Annotated in this window: 7 protein-coding genes; 5 read left to right on the top strand and 2 right to left on the bottom strand. The window is 43.4% G+C overall.

Annotated elements, in window-relative coordinates; translation table 11 throughout:
• Positions 1 to 2 precede the first annotated feature (2 nt).
• Positions 3 to 7,895: a SpvB/TcaC N-terminal domain-containing protein gene (locus ACS8FC_RS09825; protein WP_439296611.1), complete on the bottom strand. Its 7,893-nt coding sequence runs from the start codon at positions 7,893 to 7,895 to the stop codon at positions 3 to 5.
• A gap of 1,732 nt (positions 7,896 to 9,627) precedes the next feature.
• Positions 9,628 to 10,398: an IclR family transcriptional regulator gene (locus tag ACS8FC_RS09820; RefSeq protein ID WP_439296610.1), complete on the bottom strand. Its 771-nt coding sequence runs from the start codon at positions 10,396 to 10,398 to the stop codon at positions 9,628 to 9,630.
• A 240-nt stretch (positions 10,399 to 10,638) separates the two neighbouring features.
• Between ACS8FC_RS09820 and ACS8FC_RS09815 the strand changes: the two genes are divergently transcribed.
• From ACS8FC_RS09815 to ACS8FC_RS09795, 5 genes are all read left to right on the top strand, one after another.
• Positions 10,639 to 11,820, top strand: a complete 1,182-nt coding sequence (locus tag ACS8FC_RS09815; protein WP_439296609.1) for an iron-containing alcohol dehydrogenase — start codon at positions 10,639 to 10,641, stop codon at positions 11,818 to 11,820.
• A gap of 64 nt (positions 11,821 to 11,884) precedes the next feature.
• On the top strand, positions 11,885 to 13,375 hold the full coding sequence (locus tag ACS8FC_RS09810; RefSeq protein ID WP_439296608.1) for a CoA-acylating methylmalonate-semialdehyde dehydrogenase: 1,491 nt from the start codon (positions 11,885 to 11,887) through the stop codon (positions 13,373 to 13,375).
• 234 nt (positions 13,376 to 13,609) lie between these two features.
• The gene (locus ACS8FC_RS09805) at positions 13,610 to 16,117 is read left to right on the top strand and encodes a CoA transferase (RefSeq protein ID WP_439296607.1); all 2,508 of its coding nucleotides are present in this window, start codon (positions 13,610 to 13,612) and stop codon (positions 16,115 to 16,117) included.
• An 87-nt stretch (positions 16,118 to 16,204) separates the two neighbouring features.
• Positions 16,205 to 17,875, top strand: coding sequence for a BCCT family transporter (locus ACS8FC_RS09800; protein WP_439296606.1), 1,671 nt, complete (start codon positions 16,205 to 16,207; stop codon positions 17,873 to 17,875).
• Between the two features lie 201 nt (positions 17,876 to 18,076).
• Entirely contained in the window at positions 18,077 to 18,868 is a 792-nt protein-coding gene (locus ACS8FC_RS09795) for an enoyl-CoA hydratase-related protein (RefSeq protein WP_439296605.1), read from the top strand.
• The last annotated feature ends 347 nt before the right edge of the window (positions 18,869 to 19,215 follow it).

Below are 19,215 nucleotides of genomic sequence, written 5' to 3'. Positions count from 1 at the left end.
CACTAATCTCTGGCTTCATTGGCTTCGATCATCCTAATTATCTTTATCGGAACTCTAGAGGCCGCACCCTCAACGTATTGAGTATTTTGTTCAACTTGACTCGTTCTACATGGACCACTACAGCCACCCCTATTTGACCAACTACCAACAGGCAGGAAACCGCTAGATTCCAGAGTCCTATAGAACATTCTGACAAGTCGCTCTGCGTGGTAAGCTGGGTTCTGGTTTGAGTATGCGAGCATCACGATGTTCTGGCCCCGAGACAGCGGCGCTGCTTCAATTGTTTCCGCAATCGCCGCACCAGTAGTTCCGCTACCATTATTCCCAACAACTGCACCTACCACGCGACGAGTTCCTTGAGCATTTTCGAAATTGGTAGCGTGAACCGTAGCGTTTCCTCTGGAGACTACATGGCCCTCTTCGACTATTGCACGAGCAGCATCGGCTGGTTCAGCAACCGCAGATCGAACTGGAGCGGCTGGTCTTTTGGCCACAGGAACGAAGAATCCAGAATGCGCAAGCGATCCATCTCCTGTATGTCGGATACCCTCTCTTAAGCCAGCCGCAACACTATTCGCCTGAAGAAACCCTCCTCCAATAGCAGCTGTAAAAGTGTCATTTATTGCTAGGTTTTCCGCCGCTCTAATGCCCTCCTGACTTCCAGCTTGCAATGTTCCAATGGTCATTCCAATAGCGGCAAAAGGACCATCGCCTACAAGTTCTCCAGCCGCCAACGACCGTTCAAAATTTGATCTATCAATACTGTCATCAAGATTTTGTTGATTCTTAGCAAGGTGTCCGTTTCCTCTAGAGTCAGCACCTATAACCACTGAGTTTTCATCTGGATTTTCCATGACATACGAATGATTTATAATTAGCATGTTTCTAACTTCATCAATAACTCGCGCCCTTTCTACTGAGGTTGGCTCTTCATAATTCCTTTCTTGACGATTATGAAGCCGTGCCAAGAAATTTCGCATATCCTCATAGGGTAAACTTTGCAACTGACTTTCTGTCACGTGTAATGGCTGCATTCCTTTAACATCGGTATGTATTATTGGATTGCTATAGGAGTAGACATAGTTATTCAAACCCCCTCCAATTCCGATAGGATCCGCACTCCCCCACCTCCCCAACCAAGGCAAATAATATCTGGCCGTGTGGTAACTCAACCCAGTCTCCTCATCCCGCTCCATCCCCGTATATCGATACCGATTAGCCACGCATTTAACATCTTTATTCTTCGCGCTATAAGCCGTCGTCCCATAAGGATGATATTCCTCATAAGAAATCACGCCTGCCCTTTCATCGAGCTCCAGCCCAACTGACCCCAAATGATTGCCATACTGATAACGAAACAAAACACCTTCAGGCAGCTCACCACTATCGGCAACTAACACATCCTCAACAATCAACACCCGCTGGTCATCCGCAAATAGATGATAGGTTTCAATTTCTTCTTTGATTTCCCCAGCCGCATTGCGCCGCCGATAGATCTCCATGCCACCCAGATAAAAGCGTTCCTCAGTAAATCCGCCAATACGTTCAATGCGTTTTCGTGTGCGCTGTTTACCTGAATCGTAGTTGTACCAAGCGTGCCCGCCGCCGCCCAGATCGACATTATGAATCATATCTTGCCTGTCCCAGTGCAGATGGAACGCTTCCGGTACATTATTCAAATTCAACATGCTGCCGTGCGTATCGTATTGGTAGTTAACAGCGGTTGTAAGATCACCACCTGTCCAGGTGCTGAGTAGTCGATTACTGTCTTCTGCGTAAGCATAATCGCGAGTCCAACTTCCGTCTGCGACTCCGGTGATATGCCTAATTTGCATGATGTTACCGACACTGTCGTACTGATAACGCTGGGTGTAATCGCGTAAGGCATTGGGGTCATTTTCAACCCTGACTGGAAAAGTAATGTCAGCCACAGACGGAGGTCGTTGTGGTGTCGGACCTGATGCACTGTATTGTTCCCGCCCTTCAGCTTCGATTAATCGATACAGCGCATCATTGATATATTGGCTTCGCGGTTTTACTTGCTGATTACGAAAGAACACCGGTTCAATCGCAGCATCGGTTATTTCGGTAATATTCCCTACGGGGTCATAGGTGTAGCTGAGGTCTTGTAACTTATCTGAGGTGATCGTATTGACGGTTTCTAGCTTGATGAGCCGAAACGTTTGCGGGTCATATTCATAACGTGTTCTAGTGTTATTACCGAACTCTATGGAAGTGCGCTGGCCTTTCGCGTCGTATTCAATTTTTCGTATCGCTTGCGTAATTTGGCCTTTTACGGTAAGGGTTTCGCTTAATAGCACGCCCCGTTGGTTATATTGCGGCGTGTAGATGGCAGGCTCTCGCTCTTGAAGATGCCAATTCTCCAACTGCACCATAAAGTTTAGTGCATCGTATTTTGCACTTTGAATAAATGTTTCCGCTGTAAATGAATCAGACGGCGGACTTTCTGGCCAATGAATGACGCGTTCTTTATAAGCGCTGGTTAATCGCCGTTTTGCTGCAAGCAAATTGCCTTTAAAATCAAACGTCTCATTGGTCATTAGGCCACTGGAGCCATAGTGTTGATAGACCTGACCACGTAAGTTTTTGTCTTTATCGTCTGGCTGCCCTTCACCATAAATAAATCGCTCGACCGTCCACTCATCACTCGCTAGTTTTAGACGTTGTTCCAGCGGACGACGCAAGTCGTCATAGGTAGTATGAATAACTCGCTGTTCCAATACGCCCAATTCATTTTCATTTTTATCCCAAGCATAGAATGGTTGGCCTGAGGCATCGTTAATTGTCCAGCGATCTCCGCCATCCATACTGTGTTGAAACAGTAAATTCCCGGCAATATCGTAGGCAGGAAAATAATCAATGGTTGGATCTGATCTGGGCGAAGCGGGCACGGTATACCGCATGACCAAATTATCGCGAGCATCTTGAATCCACAGCGGTTTACCTTCTGCATCGAGCTTGGTAAAGGTGACGTAGTGTTGATCAAGCCAAGGACGATCGAGAAACGGAACATTGGCTAAGGCTGCTGACTCTTCTGGACTACGATTAAAAGCCACACTTACTACTTCTCGCCCTAAACTATCGAGGAGAGTGGTTGCAGGGGTATCGGCATGTTTAGCCGCAATACGTGCTGCCCTTTGCCCGGCGTCTGTGCCAGTACTCATGCGCTGATACCAGTTATTTGCTGGTTCAAGTATTGTATCGTTCTGATCGTAGCGACTAACATGCCAAGAAGAAAACTCGACTCGACTGTATGACCCATCGGGTGCTTCGGTACGGATGACACGACCCGCAGCATCGTAATAGATGATTGGGGTAACACCCACCTCTTTTGGTTCTTCATAACGATGATCTGGCTCAAAAATGTTGAGGGCTGTTTCGATTTCACTGAAATAGGGTTCGTATTGTTTAACCGGTTTGCCTTTGTTGTTCAAAATGGTTTTGCCATTGGCAATCCAGCTTAATAATTCTCCCTCTTTTTGGGGTTCAGCTTGTACTTTTGTGACCAGCACATTGCCGCCACCATCTGAATATTCAAAAGCCAGTTGTAGCGGACTGGTTTCAGCCGTGCCCAATTGAGCAAGATGTTGTTCACGTACTATGCCGCAAGCTGAGACTGGGTGTTCGCCCCACTTAATAATTTTAGCTTTACTGCCATCTGCCAGTATTTCCCCAGTCTCAACCTCAATTTCACCAAAATAATAAAGATGCCGCGCGGTTGCATTACCCAATAAACGCCTTGCTTCATCCTGCTGACGTTGTTGGTAATCAGTTATTGTTTCTGTGGTTAAACGTGGTTCGGTGAAAAATTTGATCTGTGTTGCTTTGTCAGGATTTAGCAGCTCGTCGGTGAACCCAGTGAGATTATCTGCCTGATCGCCTTTGCCTTTAACTGCTGTAGCTGATGGCAACCCTAGAACATCAAATATTACTTCTGTGACATTATCATTGATGTCTTTTAGTTCACGTAGGGCGAGTACACGATAATCGAATTTTTCAACCGAAACGGTATTCCCAATTGGATCTGTGCTTGTTTTGATATAGAGATCAAGCGGATCGTAGTTAAGTGTGGTGGTTTGGTTGAAGGCATTAATATAGCGTTCGGGCAGGAAGAAATGATCGGCGACATCATTAGAAAAGCCAGCAATACCTGAGCGAATCCAGTATTGTCCGGTAGTGTCTATACCAGCAAAACGAGCCCTTAACTCAGCGCCACTGAGATAGCCGCTTTTTGATGCATTCTCCAGTTCGGCTTGTATGTCTGGTGTGAATTTTTCAGCCAAAATGGCATTGAGCAAATCATCGGTTAATGCCAAGGTATAGGTTTCGTAAGGTAAACCTAAGTTGCCCTGTTCCCCAAAAGGTAATGGTTCCTTCAAAAACTCTCGAGTAGCACTATCCTTGTCGTTAAAATAGAGCGTTTTGCTATGTTCAACTGTTCGTTTTTGTGGACGAGTGCGATCAGGTAATTGGTGGTATTCAATGTCTGTTACTGCTTGTCCTGTACTTTGATAATACAGGTTTAACCTAAAGCTTTGTAATTCTGCTAAGGTAAAATACTCGTCTGCTGGACTGATACCTGTGAGCTCATAACTCAACGCCTCACAAGGAACTCGCAAACGATAGTTATCCTGGATATTAATATCGTTCGTGAAATGACTTTCGCTGTAGACTATATGCGTTTCTTTCTGGACATCCTGAATAAGCTGAATAGTTTTTCGTTCGAGCGTGTCATCTTGATATTCACCAAGACGAGGATAAACAATGGCAACGGCTTGTAACACATTACCGTATTCATCGGTATTGAGATTAAAGGTGTGAGCAATCCGAGGATCAGGAATGAGTGTGTTTGCTTGTAAATCAAGTTCGTATTGATAGGTGATGGCTTCGCTCTCTGTCACCAAAAACACGGCATGTAAGTTTGTGCCGCCTACTTGTAAGCGTTGAATATGGCAATTGTGATACGCCGTTGAATAGAGTTTTATGGGTTGATGGGTTCCCCGTGTAAATGCATCAACATCTAGTTCGTAGACTTCCTGGCGCAACATCATTCCTTTGCAAGACCGTAAGGCTTCTCTCATTTCCTCGGCATTCAGGTTTTGTTGTTTAATATCTGGCTCGGGTAATTCGACTTCCTGAAAAGTTCCCAATACATTTGTTTCACCTAGGTTGCTGTCTTCCAGCCACTGGGGGAAGTATTCGTGCTTGAACTGTTGCAGTATTTTTTTGCGATCAATCATTACGCCCGTGTGATACCAGGTAACGGTTTTAATTGGTGGCTGGTAGAGGGTGTGGTCGTCTGTAATGTAAGGACTGTTTATATTTCCTTCGGTAAATTCCCCATAGGTTTCCGCATCAATTTGTTCAACCCGACCAAATCCTCGAAATTCTCGCTCGTGTCCATCGAAATACCCGTGGTGGTAGCTATAGGTAGAGGAGAATTTGGTTTTATTCCACTTATCTGTCACTGTGACCTTTTCGACCACATGTACTGGGAAAGGCAGCTTGGTGATCCAGGGTTTGCCGTCGTACTTGTCTTGTAGATAGAATTTTGTAGAAGGCGCGTACTGAACATGGGTCTCCGCGCCGAGGTTGTTGACAGTCCTGATAAGCAGATGGGGTTTCTGCTCACCCATCAAATTGACGTAGCGCATGGGCCGGCCCGCGTCATTAGGCAACGGCGAGGACCAGACTAGGCAAGCAGTGCCATTGCCGAGCAGGTCGATAGGCACGATGCTGACAAGCTCATCGACGCGTGGAAAAATGCGCAACACTTGCGGCGCGCCCCAACTGTTGCCGGATTGGTTGAAATAAAGACATACGCCGTCGCGGTGCAGATAGATGATGTCGATGGTGCCGCTGCCGTCAATGTCGGCCAAGCGGATACGCTTATGATCGAACTGATCCGGGTGGTCGAAGTGCGGCGCATTTTCCATGGCGATCTTGGCGCCGAATCGGCAATAGCCCAGATTTGGCCAGTAACAGACCTCGCCGTTGCGGATGCGTAGCAGATCTGTGAGGCCATCGCCGCTCAAATCAGCAAGGTAGATGGACTGCGTGCCGTCGGCAAAAACGATACAAGGACCTTTGTTTTCATCCAGCACTTGAGCAACACGCATGGCTGGACCAAATCCCTCCTCCGCTAGCGACGAATGCCAAACGAAAGCCTCATCTTCAGTAATAAGTACATCGGCATGACCGTCACCGTTGAGGTCGATAAATTTTAGGTTGGGATCATGCGTGGCACGGTTAAGGCAAGATGTAAACGGCCGAAAAGGTTGCCAGCTCTCAGCGACGTCGTGCTCATAGAAGCCCGGCATTGGACCACCCAGCATCACTAGGTCCGGTTGACCGTTTCCGGCGAGATCCATGAATTGCGCGCCACTGGCCAGCGCCAGATTCGGCTTCGTGGCCACTCTTTCCAATGGCGCAAACTTCGCTCTGATGCGGACTGTTCCGTCTTCTTCAATCTCATTGATTGGCGCGAGGTTGCGTTTGTAATACCAAGCATTAGCTTGCTCAGCTAGAATACCAGGGAGGCCTTCACCGTGCAGATCTGTCCATTGGTAGCTTGTACCATCTAGACCCATCGGAAGATTTTCAAGACTTTTAGAATCGACTTCCTCTACCGTATCCTGCACGGTGGGCTGGGTGTATTCGAACTCAACCGGTGGCAAGCTACGCTTTCGGTAGCTGTTACCATTGCGTTTATACCCTGTTTGTGTAAAGGCGCGCATAAAGGTATAGATAGGATTGTGGGCGCTGGTCGGATCGTGCTCGTGGGAGTAGGTGAAGTCGGTGGACCGTACTAGACAATCGTTGCCAACGCCCTCCTCACCCTCAAAATGATGAAACATTAGCACCCGCTGACACAGTCGCGTAGTGCGCACCTCAAAGCAGGCGCGATAGGTTGAGAAAGGATCGTCGCGAAAGACCCATGGCTTAATACCTTTTGGCGTGGGTATGTCAGTATCGTGTTCTCCATAATCGAAAACCACCTCAAACATCCAACCAGCATTCTGAATCTGTGCCTCACTCAAAAATAGCGGCCGAAATCCTGTATCATCCAACAACGATGTCCGATTGCCGTAATGAATACGTTTGAGATAACGGTTGGCTGTGCGTCGAGGATCATTATGATCGCCTCGATTGCTTTCGTGCGCTTGGGTTAAATCGACCCCGACTCCATCTTCTGACTTGTACCCGTACTGAATGGCATTGCCTTTATCGTCGCGAGTTTCGCAGATCAGCCAGCTAAAAATACGGCTAGCATCCTCAGGATCAGCTATTCGGGAGCTGGGATCCTTGCCATATAGGGTCAAAATATTGTCTTTGGATATCGAGCGCCAGTGCACATCTTCGTCACTCAGCCGAGTCCAACGTTCGATGCGTGCAAACAACCCTTCAATGCGAGGACGGTACCTGTGAATGATGTAACCTGACACAGATGCTTCAAAGCGCCTACCATCTGATTCCAATAGCGGTACTAGATCTTCTGCACCAGAGAGCAGGAAAATATCAGATTCTTCGGCGTCATGGTATCGTGGTAAGCCTTTTGCTGTTTTGCGCGTGATTGACGGTAATGAAAGATTCCAGCCGAACCCATAAACTCCATTACCAGAGCCAGAATCATAAGAAAGAGCGAGCTGAGGACCAAAGCCAGAGCGACCAGGGCTGGTCGCGATTGGCACAGACATAGAACCTGTACCTGTCACTGGGTTAGTAGCAAACTTCTCTCCAATACTCTGAATCGCACCGCCACCTTTAGGAAGTGAGAGCGTAGGAGCAGAGCCTTGCCGCTGATCGGTTCTTTGTGCGTTGTCGGTTCCACCATTATCTACAGAGGATGAAGTTGTCTCTTTGAAGTCAGGCATAAATCACCTCGTATAACTTTAAGAGCAGCTCAGCTCAAAATGAGCAATTTCTCAAAGTATCTCTTAATACAGAATTAAGTCTACTTGGTTCACCTATAAAGTTAGCACATAAAGTAACCTTTTAATACTTTTGATTGGAAAAATAAACTATATTTATCAACAGCTTATATATTTATCTCCTTCCTCATTTGACACCAATCTTAGTTATCCCTGTTTTCCTATATTGTCCTATACCACCATAAACATACCTTAAACCCTTTAGATATAAGCATAATGACCTATATTTACTAGTTTCTGTTTTCCGTGTTTCTACCATAAAATACATCCATGCTTATACCTCAAAAAGCCATTTTATTTATAATTTAAACCTATCGATATCTTTAATATACATGGGCTTATGCCATTATTAAGTGGCAGATATTATTAAAGGTAGTTCTGAATATACTCAGATTGAACTAGCAATTTGTACCCTTTATCTCTACTCATAGACTATTTAAAATAGACTGCTACGAGCCGCCCTAGATAAGAAAAATAATGAAAAACTTTGAAAAAGTGAAGTTTAAAAGTTATTTCTTCAAGGCTTAGAATGTACTTACATTGATTAAATCAGATTATAAAACTTAATTTTCACATATGAAGAGAAAGTAAATTTATAACGCAATCCTTACTTCTTAGGTATAGTAGATCCACTATAAAATAAATACAGCACTACTGAGATAAATTTTGCGCAGCATCGAGCAGCGTAGGCACAGCAAGCAAGGAAAATTTATTCCAGTAGTGCATTATAATTTATGTACTTCTTTTATTTAGGACTGACCATAGCAACATCATGATTTTTGAGGTTATAGAATAATTAATAAAAGCGTTGTCAAAATCACAGCGATGGACTTCTTTTATATATATAAATAAAACCACTAGGCATCTACTGCCATGTCTTAGCGGATTCTTATTGTTTTTAGAAGTAGTCAGGTGGCTTTATTAATATTGGGGTTTGAAGAGGATAGTTTTGCAACTACTTATAAGTTAAAGGATACAATAGCTTTTGGATATTCTATTGCTAGCATCGAACATCTGGGAGGGTACGAGTGAAGTCGCATAAAACTATTTTTTAAAGATAGTGATTTTGTAAAACTAAGATCGCAGTTTGAACCTCCAAAGGTAGATGAGTATTCAGAGGTCGTTGAAAATAATAGTTTAGGGTATGAGCATATAAGTGGTGCTTATACTTTTTTAAAATTTAATACTAAAGAAAAAAGTATCACCTGTGGGTCAGGTATTTGATTTAAAAAACCTAGGACTTTGACTCATTATAAACTTGAATTTAAAAGAGTAAAAACAAGCATAATATCAAGATTCGAGCGAGTATGAGAGCTTTATAAAGTTGATAAATATGTTGTTAAAACTATTTAGGAAACTGAATAATGTCTTTATATCAAAGACTCTTAAGACCATCACCTACTCTTGGTGGGCGCACCAGTTATATATAACAATACACAATAATAACCCCTTGTATGCCACGCGCTACAAGAGGTTATTGTTACTTGGCAGCATTACTATACGGTTGCTATTTTAGGTTTTACTGTTGAAACCTCTTCACGCCTTTAAGGCCAAGTCATGACAAAGAGAAAGAACTACCAGTTAACGAGAGCCCTATAAAATTTACTCATCTTAGCTAATGAAGAGTAGATTAGAATTTTTCTTAACGTATCATCCTATTATATCGTCAATAACTTTATTCATAGTTTTGATTGAAAATAACTGATAGCTCATTAGCAGCCTCTTGCATAAGAGGTACATAGCTGAGCAACTCTTCTAGACTTTTTCTCACTGTCGGACCATGTGTAAACACTGTGGCAAATGATTGTTGATCCCCATTGGGAATCATGACTGCACACGCTACCATACCTGGAATAAACTCCTCATTATCTACGCCTACTCCCGTCTCACGCGTTGCAGCGATCGTTTGCATTAATTGCTTCTTATCGGTCTGAGTTTTGGTCGTTAGTGCGTGTAACGACATTTTCTCAACGATGCGCCCACACTTCTCATCCGATAGCTGTGATAACAATAATTTACCACTGGCACTAGCCCAAACAGGAACATGAGTGCCCGACGGTAAAAATATTTGTAGCGGCCAATCCGACATAACGCGATCGATATAAACCACATCTAAGTCTTGTAAAATCGAAATACCTACCGTCTCTCCTATTTTTGCTGACAGCTCATTCAGTATGGCTAATCTTTCGTTTTTGAAATCACTGTTTTGTAGTAAGTTCATGGCAAGCTTATACGTGCGTTTTCCGCAAGTTACCTTCCCTGGTAAATCTAACTGAACGAATCCAAGATCCTGCAATTGATCTAATAACCGATACATACTAGGCACCGGCACTTCTAGTGTTTCAGCTAGGTCGCTGACACTCATTGGTCTTTGCGAGCGAGCAAGCACTTCTACTATCTGTAAAACACGCTCAACACTTGAGCCCTTCTTTTTAGTATTACTCATTATTTCGTTTAAACCTCTAGCTGATTCTCAGCGAATAAATTTATTTATTATAACGATAAAATTTACGCTTTTGCGTCTTGCTATTATAAAAATATTCTGTTACTTTTCACATAACGATAAGATTTTTATCATTATGTGAAATTAATATTTAAATACTATCCACTTTTGTGAATAGTGCGTATCAGGATTGAGCTACTACCAAGCTTATATCTGAAGTCATTAATTCAAGGATGAATAACTATGTCACACAGTATTCTACTCCCAAGGACGATGGAAATTGGACGCGATGCCTGCAAAAAGCTACCAGCAATACTAGCCAGCTTAGGGATAAAAAAACCGCTGATTATCACTGACGAAATGATGGTTAAACTCGGCTATGTCGATAATGTACAGGCTATTTTGAAAGAAGCTCAAATCAATGCTGATGTGTTTTCAAATACGGTACCCGAACCTACCGAAAGCTCTATTGAAGCAGGCGTCTCTCAAGTCAAAGCGCAAGATTATGATGGTCTGATTGCCTTAGGTGGCGGCAGTCCTATCGATAGTGCTAAAGCTATTTCCATCTTAGGTAAGTTTGGCGGGGTCATGCGTGATTATAAGTTCCCTCGTCAAGTAGATGAAACTGGCTTACCTATTGTTGCCATACCTACTACGGCTGGAACAGGATCAGAAGTCACACGCTTTACCATCATCACTGACGACGATAACAACGAAAAATTATTGTGTGTCGGTATGGGATTTATGCCCATCGCGGCCATTATCGATTATAGCCTCACGCTCAGCGTACCGCCGCGCACTACCGCGGATACAGGTATCGATGCGATGACCCATGCTATCGAAGCGTATATCAGCCCAAAACGTAATGCTTATAGCGACCAACAGGCACTCGCAGCTCTACGCTTAATTGGACCCAATATCCAAACTGCTTATCACAACGGCAAAGATGAAACAGCTCGTGAAGCGATGATGCTTGGCTCTACTTTGGCAGGTATTGCGTTTTGTAATTCGTCAGTTGCCTTAGTGCATGGTATGAGTCGTCCAATTGGTGCTTTTTTTCATGTACCGCATGGTTTATCAAACGCCATGCTACTACCAACGATTACCGAGTTTGGCATCTCTAGTGCACCCGATCGTTATGCGGACTGCGCGCGCGCACTAGGAATATCTGATCATAGCGAAACAGATGATCAGGCAAACGTCAGTTTGGTCAATTACTTAAAAAACTTAAACGATGAACTTCATGTTCCCACATTGGCACAATTTGGGGTTCAAAAAGCGGATTTTGATGCCCTCATCGATACGATGTGTGAGCAAGCCTTCGCGTCAGGCTCGCCCAACAACAACCCTCGAATACCCAATCATGAAGAAATGACTCAGCTTTATACCATGCTATGGGATAACAGTAGTACGAATCACTCATAAAACTAAAGTCGTCTTCATTTAATCCAAACCCATCAATAACACACATGTTTAAAGGAAATAAACTATGCAAACTATCGGACACTTTATTAACGGTAGCTTAGTAAATAATGACATCCAGACTCAAGATGTTTACAACCCCTCAACTGGTGAAGTTAGCAAGAAGGTTGCTTTAGGTGGTGAAAAAACAATCGGTGAAGCAGTAGCTGCTGCTAAAGCTGCTTTTCCCGCATGGAGCAAAACGTCACCATTAAAGCGCGCGCGTGTCATGTTCAAATTCAAAGAATTGCTCGAGCAAAATGCAGATGAAATTTGCCGCTTGATTGGCGAAGAGCATGGAAAAATTGTTCACGATGCTGCAGGCGAGCTACAACGCGGTATTGAAAACGTTGAATATGCTTGCGGTGCACCTGAGCTTCTCAAAGGCGAGCACAGTCGTAATGTCAGCACAAATATTGACTCTTGGAGTGAGTTTCATCCGCTAGGCGTTGTCGCAGGTATAACACCCTTTAACTTCCCTGCAATGGTGCCACTATGGATGTTCCCTATGGCTATCGTTTGTGGCAACACTTTTATCTTAAAACCGTCTGAGCGCGACCCAAGCTCTACGCTATTTATTGCCCAGCTATTGCAAAAAGCTGGTCTTCCAGAAGGTGTAATCAATGTAGTAAATGGTGGTAAAGAAGCTGTCGATGCTATTTTGCATCATCCGGATGTTAAAGCTGTGAGCTTTGTCGGCTCTACCCCTATTGCTGAATACATTTATACGACCGCTGCCGCACAAGGCAAACGCTGCCAAGCTTTAGGCGGTGCAAAAAACCATGCGATTGTTATGCCAGATGCGGACTTAGACAATGTAGTGACCTCATTGTTAGGTGCAGCTTTCGGCTCATCAGGAGAGCGTTGTATGGCGTTATCTGTTGCAGTAGCTGTCGGTGATGAAACGGCCGATAAGATGATTGCAGCATTGCAGCCTGCTATTGAAGCACTAAAATTTGGCGTTCATTCAGAAAAAAGCAACGACTTCGGTCCTGTCATTACCAAGGCGCATAAATCTAAAGTAGTAGAGCATATCAACAGTGCTGCCGACCAAGGTGCAGAATTGATTATTGATGGCTCTGATGCTACTCCAGAAGGTTATGAACACGGGTTTTTTGTCGGTCCAACACTGATCGACCATGTCACTAAAGAAATGGACAGTTACAAAGCCGAGATTTTTGGTCCTGTCTTACAAGTCATCCGTGTTCAGACCATGAGCGAGGCGGTACAGCTTATTAATGAACATGAATATGGTAACGGTACTTGTATTTATACCCGAGACGGAGAAGCGGCGCGTCACTTTATCGATAATATTGAAGTCGGCATGGTTGGTGTCAATATTCCACTACCGGTACCTGTAGCGTCTCAAAGCTTTGGTGGCTGGAAACGGTCATTATTTGGCGACTTGGCCATGTATGGGCCAGATGGCGTGAGATTCTTTACTCGACGCAAAACCATAACGCAACGCTGGCCAAGCGCGGCAGTGAGAGATGAAAAGCAATTCTCTATGCCAACTTAATCATATCCCCTATTAAGAGCATTATTCTATAAGTGCTCTTAAACGCAGTAGTTTGTATGTGAACAATTTGTGCTTGCTTCTTTCTCACCCCACTGGTGAATGGATCGCAGGCACTCTGAATATATAGTTTAGTAGCTACTGGTCTCTATGATATCGCTCCTAACTAAATTTTGATTTTTAATAGTTCTAATTTTTAATAGTAATAGCATAATAAAATTCTAAGGATGGATGACTATGCAAGCAACTCATGAATTGCCACTCGTCGGTGTCAAAGTAATCGATTTTGGTCAATATATCGCTGGGCCTGCTGTAGGTATGATGCTTGGCGACTTAGGCGCAACCGTGGTTCATATAGACCCACCGTCAGGTCCAAAATGGCAAAGTCCAGCTAATGCTGTATTAAATCGTAATAAATTGATGCTGAGACTCGATCTTAAAACAAATGAAGGACTAGCACAGGCTAAGCAATTAATTTTGGAAAGTGACATCGTTATTGAAGGTTTCCGTCCTGGGAAAATGGCAGAAATGGGGCTCGATCTGGTAGCACTGCGCGAAGAACGTCCGCAATTGATCACATTGTCCATCCCTGGATTTGCATCGAATGATGAACAGCGCCGTGAGCTACGTGCCTATGAAAGCATTGTATCAGCGAGCTCAGGTGTGTTTACTGACATGGGTTTAAACCGTGTACTAATGGGAATCAACCCATCGTTTTCTCCTCTCCCGCTTCCCTCTGCTTATGGTGCCATGCTGGCAGGTTCTTCAGTCGTTTTTGCACTACAAGCACGTGAAAATACTGGGCTCGGCGATGCTATTGAAGTTCCTCTTGCTGCTGCTGTCATGGAAGGCCTTTGCTACAACTCAATAGAGATCGAGGATCTACCTAAGCGATACTTGACCCAACGTGAAGTTGAGATTCAACGTCGCCGCGTTGAAGGTATTCCTATGAACATGGACTACGAAGCACTGCAAGAGTTGCTCGATCCTTTTTACCGCAGTTATATGTGTAAAGATGGGCGTATGCTCTATGTAGTATGCCCTAGTCATAAGGATCATGCTAAGCGTTGTTTGCAAGTCTTAGGGTTATACGATGAATTAATTGAGGAAGGATTGACCGAAGAAGAAGACACCTACTTGCCTTCAAGTCAGTGGACGTCTGATACCTCGCTTGGCGTTTATCCTATGCCAAAGCATTGGGCAGATCGTATTGCTGAAAAAATGAAAGGTGCTTTTTTACAGCGTACCTCAAAAGAGTGGCAAAAGATTTTTGGGAAACGCGGTATACCTGGAGCGCCGCAGCGTTGGCTACAAGAATGGATCCGTGATGATCATGCTGAAACCGCAGGACTCATGATTGAGGTCGATGATCCGACTTATGGCAAGATGATTCAGCCAGGCCCCATTGTTTGGTTAGAAGAATGTGGTGAGATGATGTTACAACCCAAGCCCCCAGAGCCTACTGACTTTGATACGGCGTTGAGAGAACTGAAGGCTATCAAAACCAAGTTGCCCTCAGTCAATAATCTTAATGAAAAGAGTGGTTGGCTAGATGGCGTTAAGGTACTTGATCTTTGTAATGTGATTGCTGGTCCCCATTCGGCAGCTTATTTAGCGCGTTTTGGAGCAGAAGTCATTAAGCTTGATCCTGCCTCTCCATTTTATGACAGTTGGAACACTGTTATTTACGGTATGTCTCAAATGACAGGTAAACGTTCCATACTCGCTGATATTCGTCACGGAAAAGGACGAGAAGTATTTGAGAGGTTAGTCCAATCCGTTGACATCATTGTTTGGAATGCGACAGATACCCAAATCAAAAAAATGGGCTTAGATGCTGAAGGCTTAAAAAGCCTAAACCCTACGGCTATATTCTGCAAGCTTGATTGTTTTAGCGGTGTCCGCAAGGGTCCATGTAGTGACTTTATAGGCTATGACGATGTGGTACAGGCGTCTACTGGCATCATGTTACGCTGCGGCGGCGCGATGGATACGCCAGAGGAGCATGCTCACGTCGGTACTATTGATGTGATGTGCGGCTTTGGTGGCGCGATGAGTATTGGCGTGGCGCTATATCAAAAATATCGTACAGGTCGTATTGGACGCGGTTGTACCTCGTTAGTCGCAAATAGTGCCTTACTTCAAATCCCCTATTGTTATGACTTTGAAAAACGTGGTCTGTTCGATGAGCCATCAGGCCGCGAAACCAATGGTCATGATGAGTTGACGCGTTTTTACTATACCTCTTCAGGGAACTACTTGTTATTAAACGCTTATGAGATCGATATAAAAAACTTTGAAAACGTTGAAGGTTTAGAAGGGTTTGGAGAGCTTGACAAAAGTGAGCGTGCAGTATTTTTATCGAATACCTTTCAAAAAGCGCCCGCTCATGATTGGATTGAGCGCTTGCAAGCGGCTGATATTGCGGCTGTAGTCTGTGCTGATATCAATGCGTTACGCGCTGAATATAGTCGCGTAGCAGATGGCACGTCAGGTACTGATCGTGGTAGTTATTCTTTTTCAATTTATGAGAATCATCCCAGTGGTCATAAGGTGACGCAGCTTGATCCCTATGCTATTCGTCCTTCGCATAGCATCGTATATGCACTACCTCGTCCTGAAAAGTTTGGGCAATCCACGCGTCAAATAATGCTGGAGCTTGGTTATAGCGAGGCAGAGATTGAAGCCAGTATTGCGAGTGGTGAGCTGAGCGATAGTTGGAGCAGTGAGTTTTTACCGAGTTAAGAAACGATAGGTATCAAGTCAATAAAGGATTGTAATGCTTGATACCTATTTAAATAAACGAGTGAAAGACTATCTAAAGGATTAGACATGAAACGTACAGATAAAAAACCTTTGACTAAGTTGCCAATTGAAGTCGCAACATCAGGTTTTTATGAGGGGTTTAATAAAGACGTTACGATTACCGCTAAAATTTTACTGGGTCTGCTCATCGTTTGGGCCGTCGTATTTCCAGAAAACTCAATGGCTGTTTTGGGGTCAATCAATAGCTTTTTACTTAATAATTTTTCAATCTGGTATATCTTTTCCGTCGCTTTTTTCTTAATTTTAGCTTTAGTTCTGGCTGTTATACCGCGCTATGGAAAGCTGGTTTTAGGAGATAAAGAGGATAAGCCTGAGTTCTCCAACTTTTCATGGTTTTCTATGATCTTTGGAGCTGGTATTGGCGTTGGTATGTTGACCTTTGCAACCGCAGAACCGATGTATCACTTTGCCAATAATCCTGAAGTGATCCAGGGTATGGCGACAGGTTCTGGTGCTGACAATGTTCGCTATGCTTATAAATGGGCCTTTCTACATTGGGGATTTAGCGCATGGATTTGTTATTCCCTAGTCGGATTATCTATGGCCTACTTTGCTTTTCGACGTAAGCTACCCCTCACCATTCGTTCAGGTCTAGCGCCGTTATTTGGTAAGAGATTGTCAGGCAAACTTGGTAATGCTATCGATATCGTCGCCGTCATTGCTACTATTTTGGGCGTTGCACAAACATTAGGATTTGGAGTTGAACAATTTGTATCTAGCATGCACCGTGTTGGATTGGGCGATTGGTTACTGAACGCTGATGGCAAATCGTCAACAGCAGCTATCATCGTTGCCCTTGCCGTCATCGTTGGTGTTGCGACCCTATCTGCGCTTTCTGGGGTCGGTAAAGGTATCAAATGGCTATCTAATATCAATATGGGTTTGAGCTTTGTTTTGTTTGCATTTTTCTTAATATTTGGTTCGACCTTCTTTGGCTTACAAGCTTTTTTCGTAGGTCTATTCGACTATGTCGTCGCGCTTCCTGAGCTACTAATTACGGTCTGGCAGCCAGACGGCACACAAGTCGGCGACACGCTTGCCACTTGGCAAAAAGACTGGTCAGTGTTTTATTGGGCATGGTGGATTGCTTTTGGTCCCTTCGTTGGGGTGTTCTTTGCGCGTATCTCACGGGGTCGTAGTATTCGATCTTATCTATTTGGTACCGTAGTCTTACCTGCCCTAATGTGTTTTATCTGGTTCTCAGTGGTAGGTGGCACCGCGATTGATTTAACGCTTAATGGTATCGCTGGTGATGCTATTTCAGGAGTGGGTCAAGAAGCTCAACTATTGGCAATGCTGGATGTGATGTTGTCCTCAGGTTTCGCATGGGCCATGGCGATCTTGGTTTTGATCTTACTATTGACCTACTTAGTTACCACTTTAGATTCGGCCATTCTAGTTATCAATACGATTAATTCAGCGGGTAACGAAGGTCCAAAAGGCCGTCCACATATTATCTTTTGGGGCGTGATACTAGCCTTGGTGGTTGGAGTTCTACTGACTAGCGGAGGACTCGGCGCAATCAAAACGGCTATGGTGATCGGTGCCCTACCTTTTAGTTTTGTCATGGTGCTCATGGGAGTGTCCCTTATAAAAGCCATTCTCTATGATACCAGTCATGCTAGAGCAGATACTGTGGATTCGGTCGATGACTCACAAATTGAAGGATCGTACTAATAGCAGCGCTAGACTATGTCGTAGAACATTTATCCTAGAACACCTACTTAGGTGTTCTAAATCCTGATTCATTCTTCGGTCTGTATTAAAGGCTGGACGTTGCTGCCTCTGCCTTTGACTACTAGGCATGCAGCTATCAAAAAGATCTGCTATGGCTTTTCGTACGCAGGTAAATATAATCTAAACGGAGTAGAAAGAGCAATGGAAACTAAAGAATTTTCTAATATCAATTTAAGTACAGAAAACGGAATTGGCTACATAACTATTGATAGCCCACCTGCTAATACATTAAGCACTACAACAATCAGCGGATTATCTGAGTGTTTTGACTATGTGGAAGCAGAACAAAGCATTAAGGTAATCGTGATAACCGGTAAAGGGAAAATGTTTGTTGCTGGTGCAGATATAAAAGAATTTACTGACGCTTTTCATGATGAAGAAAAAGGAAAGAAGTTATCACAAGATGCACAAGCCGTTATGAATACAATTGAGTCGTCTAAAAAACTCGTTATTGCATCAATTAATGGCGCTTGTTTAGGTGGAGGGTTAGAGCTCGCCATGAGCTGTCATTTACGTATTGCAGCCAATGAAGCGAAATTGGGTCAACCAGAGTTAAACTTAGGTTTGATACCTGGGTTCGGCGGGACTCAAAGGCTTCCACGTATAACAAATAAAGCAAAAGCATTAGAACTCATACTAACTGGACAATTTTTAAGTGGAGAAGAGGCAGAAAAAATAGGTCTCGTTAATAAATCAGTGCCACTTGCAGAATTAATGGATGAAACGAAAAAACTGGCGGAATCAATTGCTCTCAATAAAAGCCCAGAATCTATCAAAGCAACTATTACAGCTGTTAATGAAGGTATGGCAACAACCTTAGAAAAAGGTTTAGAAATAGAATCAGAACAATGGGCTCAACTATTTAAGACAGACAATATGATCGAAGGCGTTAATGCTTTTATAGAAAAACGCAAACCTACTTTTAAAGATTAACTTTTATGGAATAATATATAAAAATAGCATGGATATAGTCATAATTTTTATTAAACGACTATATCCATACTTATACTATCCTTTAATAATTTTATTAAATTTATTTTTAGAACTTACTATCAAACTGTTATTTATAATAGTTAACTTTCATCACTCATGTTTTTATAAAAACCCATAAGCCTATATAATCTTAAATTACAAATTTAGGATTTTGTATCAATGGTTGTTACGTCAGAAGTAAAAAATGGTATTGGCTGGCTAAAAATAAATTAGACCTCTTGCAAAAGTAATTATAAGACACAACGTATATTATTGAACTCTACTTACTTAATAGATATGCCAAACAT

This window comes from Psychrobacter sp. 1Y4 (assembly GCF_051847555.1).
Note: the sequence above shows the minus strand (reverse complement) of the source record. Positions and strands in the feature narration are given on the sequence as shown.

What these genes read in the sequence shown, in the direction of transcription:
- ACS8FC_RS09820 (WP_439296610.1), bottom strand. Translation starts at nt 10,398, where the DNA reads ATGAGTAATACTAAAAAGAAGGGCTCAAGTGTTGAGCGTGTTTTACAG.
- ACS8FC_RS09810 (WP_439296608.1), top strand. Translation starts at nt 11,885, where the DNA reads ATGCAAACTATCGGACACTTTATTAACGGTAGCTTAGTAAATAATGAC.
- ACS8FC_RS09795 (WP_439296605.1), top strand. Translation starts at nt 18,077, where the DNA reads ATGGAAACTAAAGAATTTTCTAATATCAATTTAAGTACAGAAAACGGA.
- ACS8FC_RS09815 (WP_439296609.1), top strand. Translation starts at nt 10,639, where the DNA reads ATGTCACACAGTATTCTACTCCCAAGGACGATGGAAATTGGACGCGAT.
- ACS8FC_RS09800 (WP_439296606.1), top strand. Translation starts at nt 16,205, where the DNA reads ATGAAACGTACAGATAAAAAACCTTTGACTAAGTTGCCAATTGAAGTC.
- ACS8FC_RS09825 (WP_439296611.1), bottom strand. Translation starts at nt 7,895, where the DNA reads ATGCCTGACTTCAAAGAGACAACTTCATCCTCTGTAGATAATGGTGGA.
- ACS8FC_RS09805 (WP_439296607.1), top strand. Translation starts at nt 13,610, where the DNA reads ATGCAAGCAACTCATGAATTGCCACTCGTCGGTGTCAAAGTAATCGAT.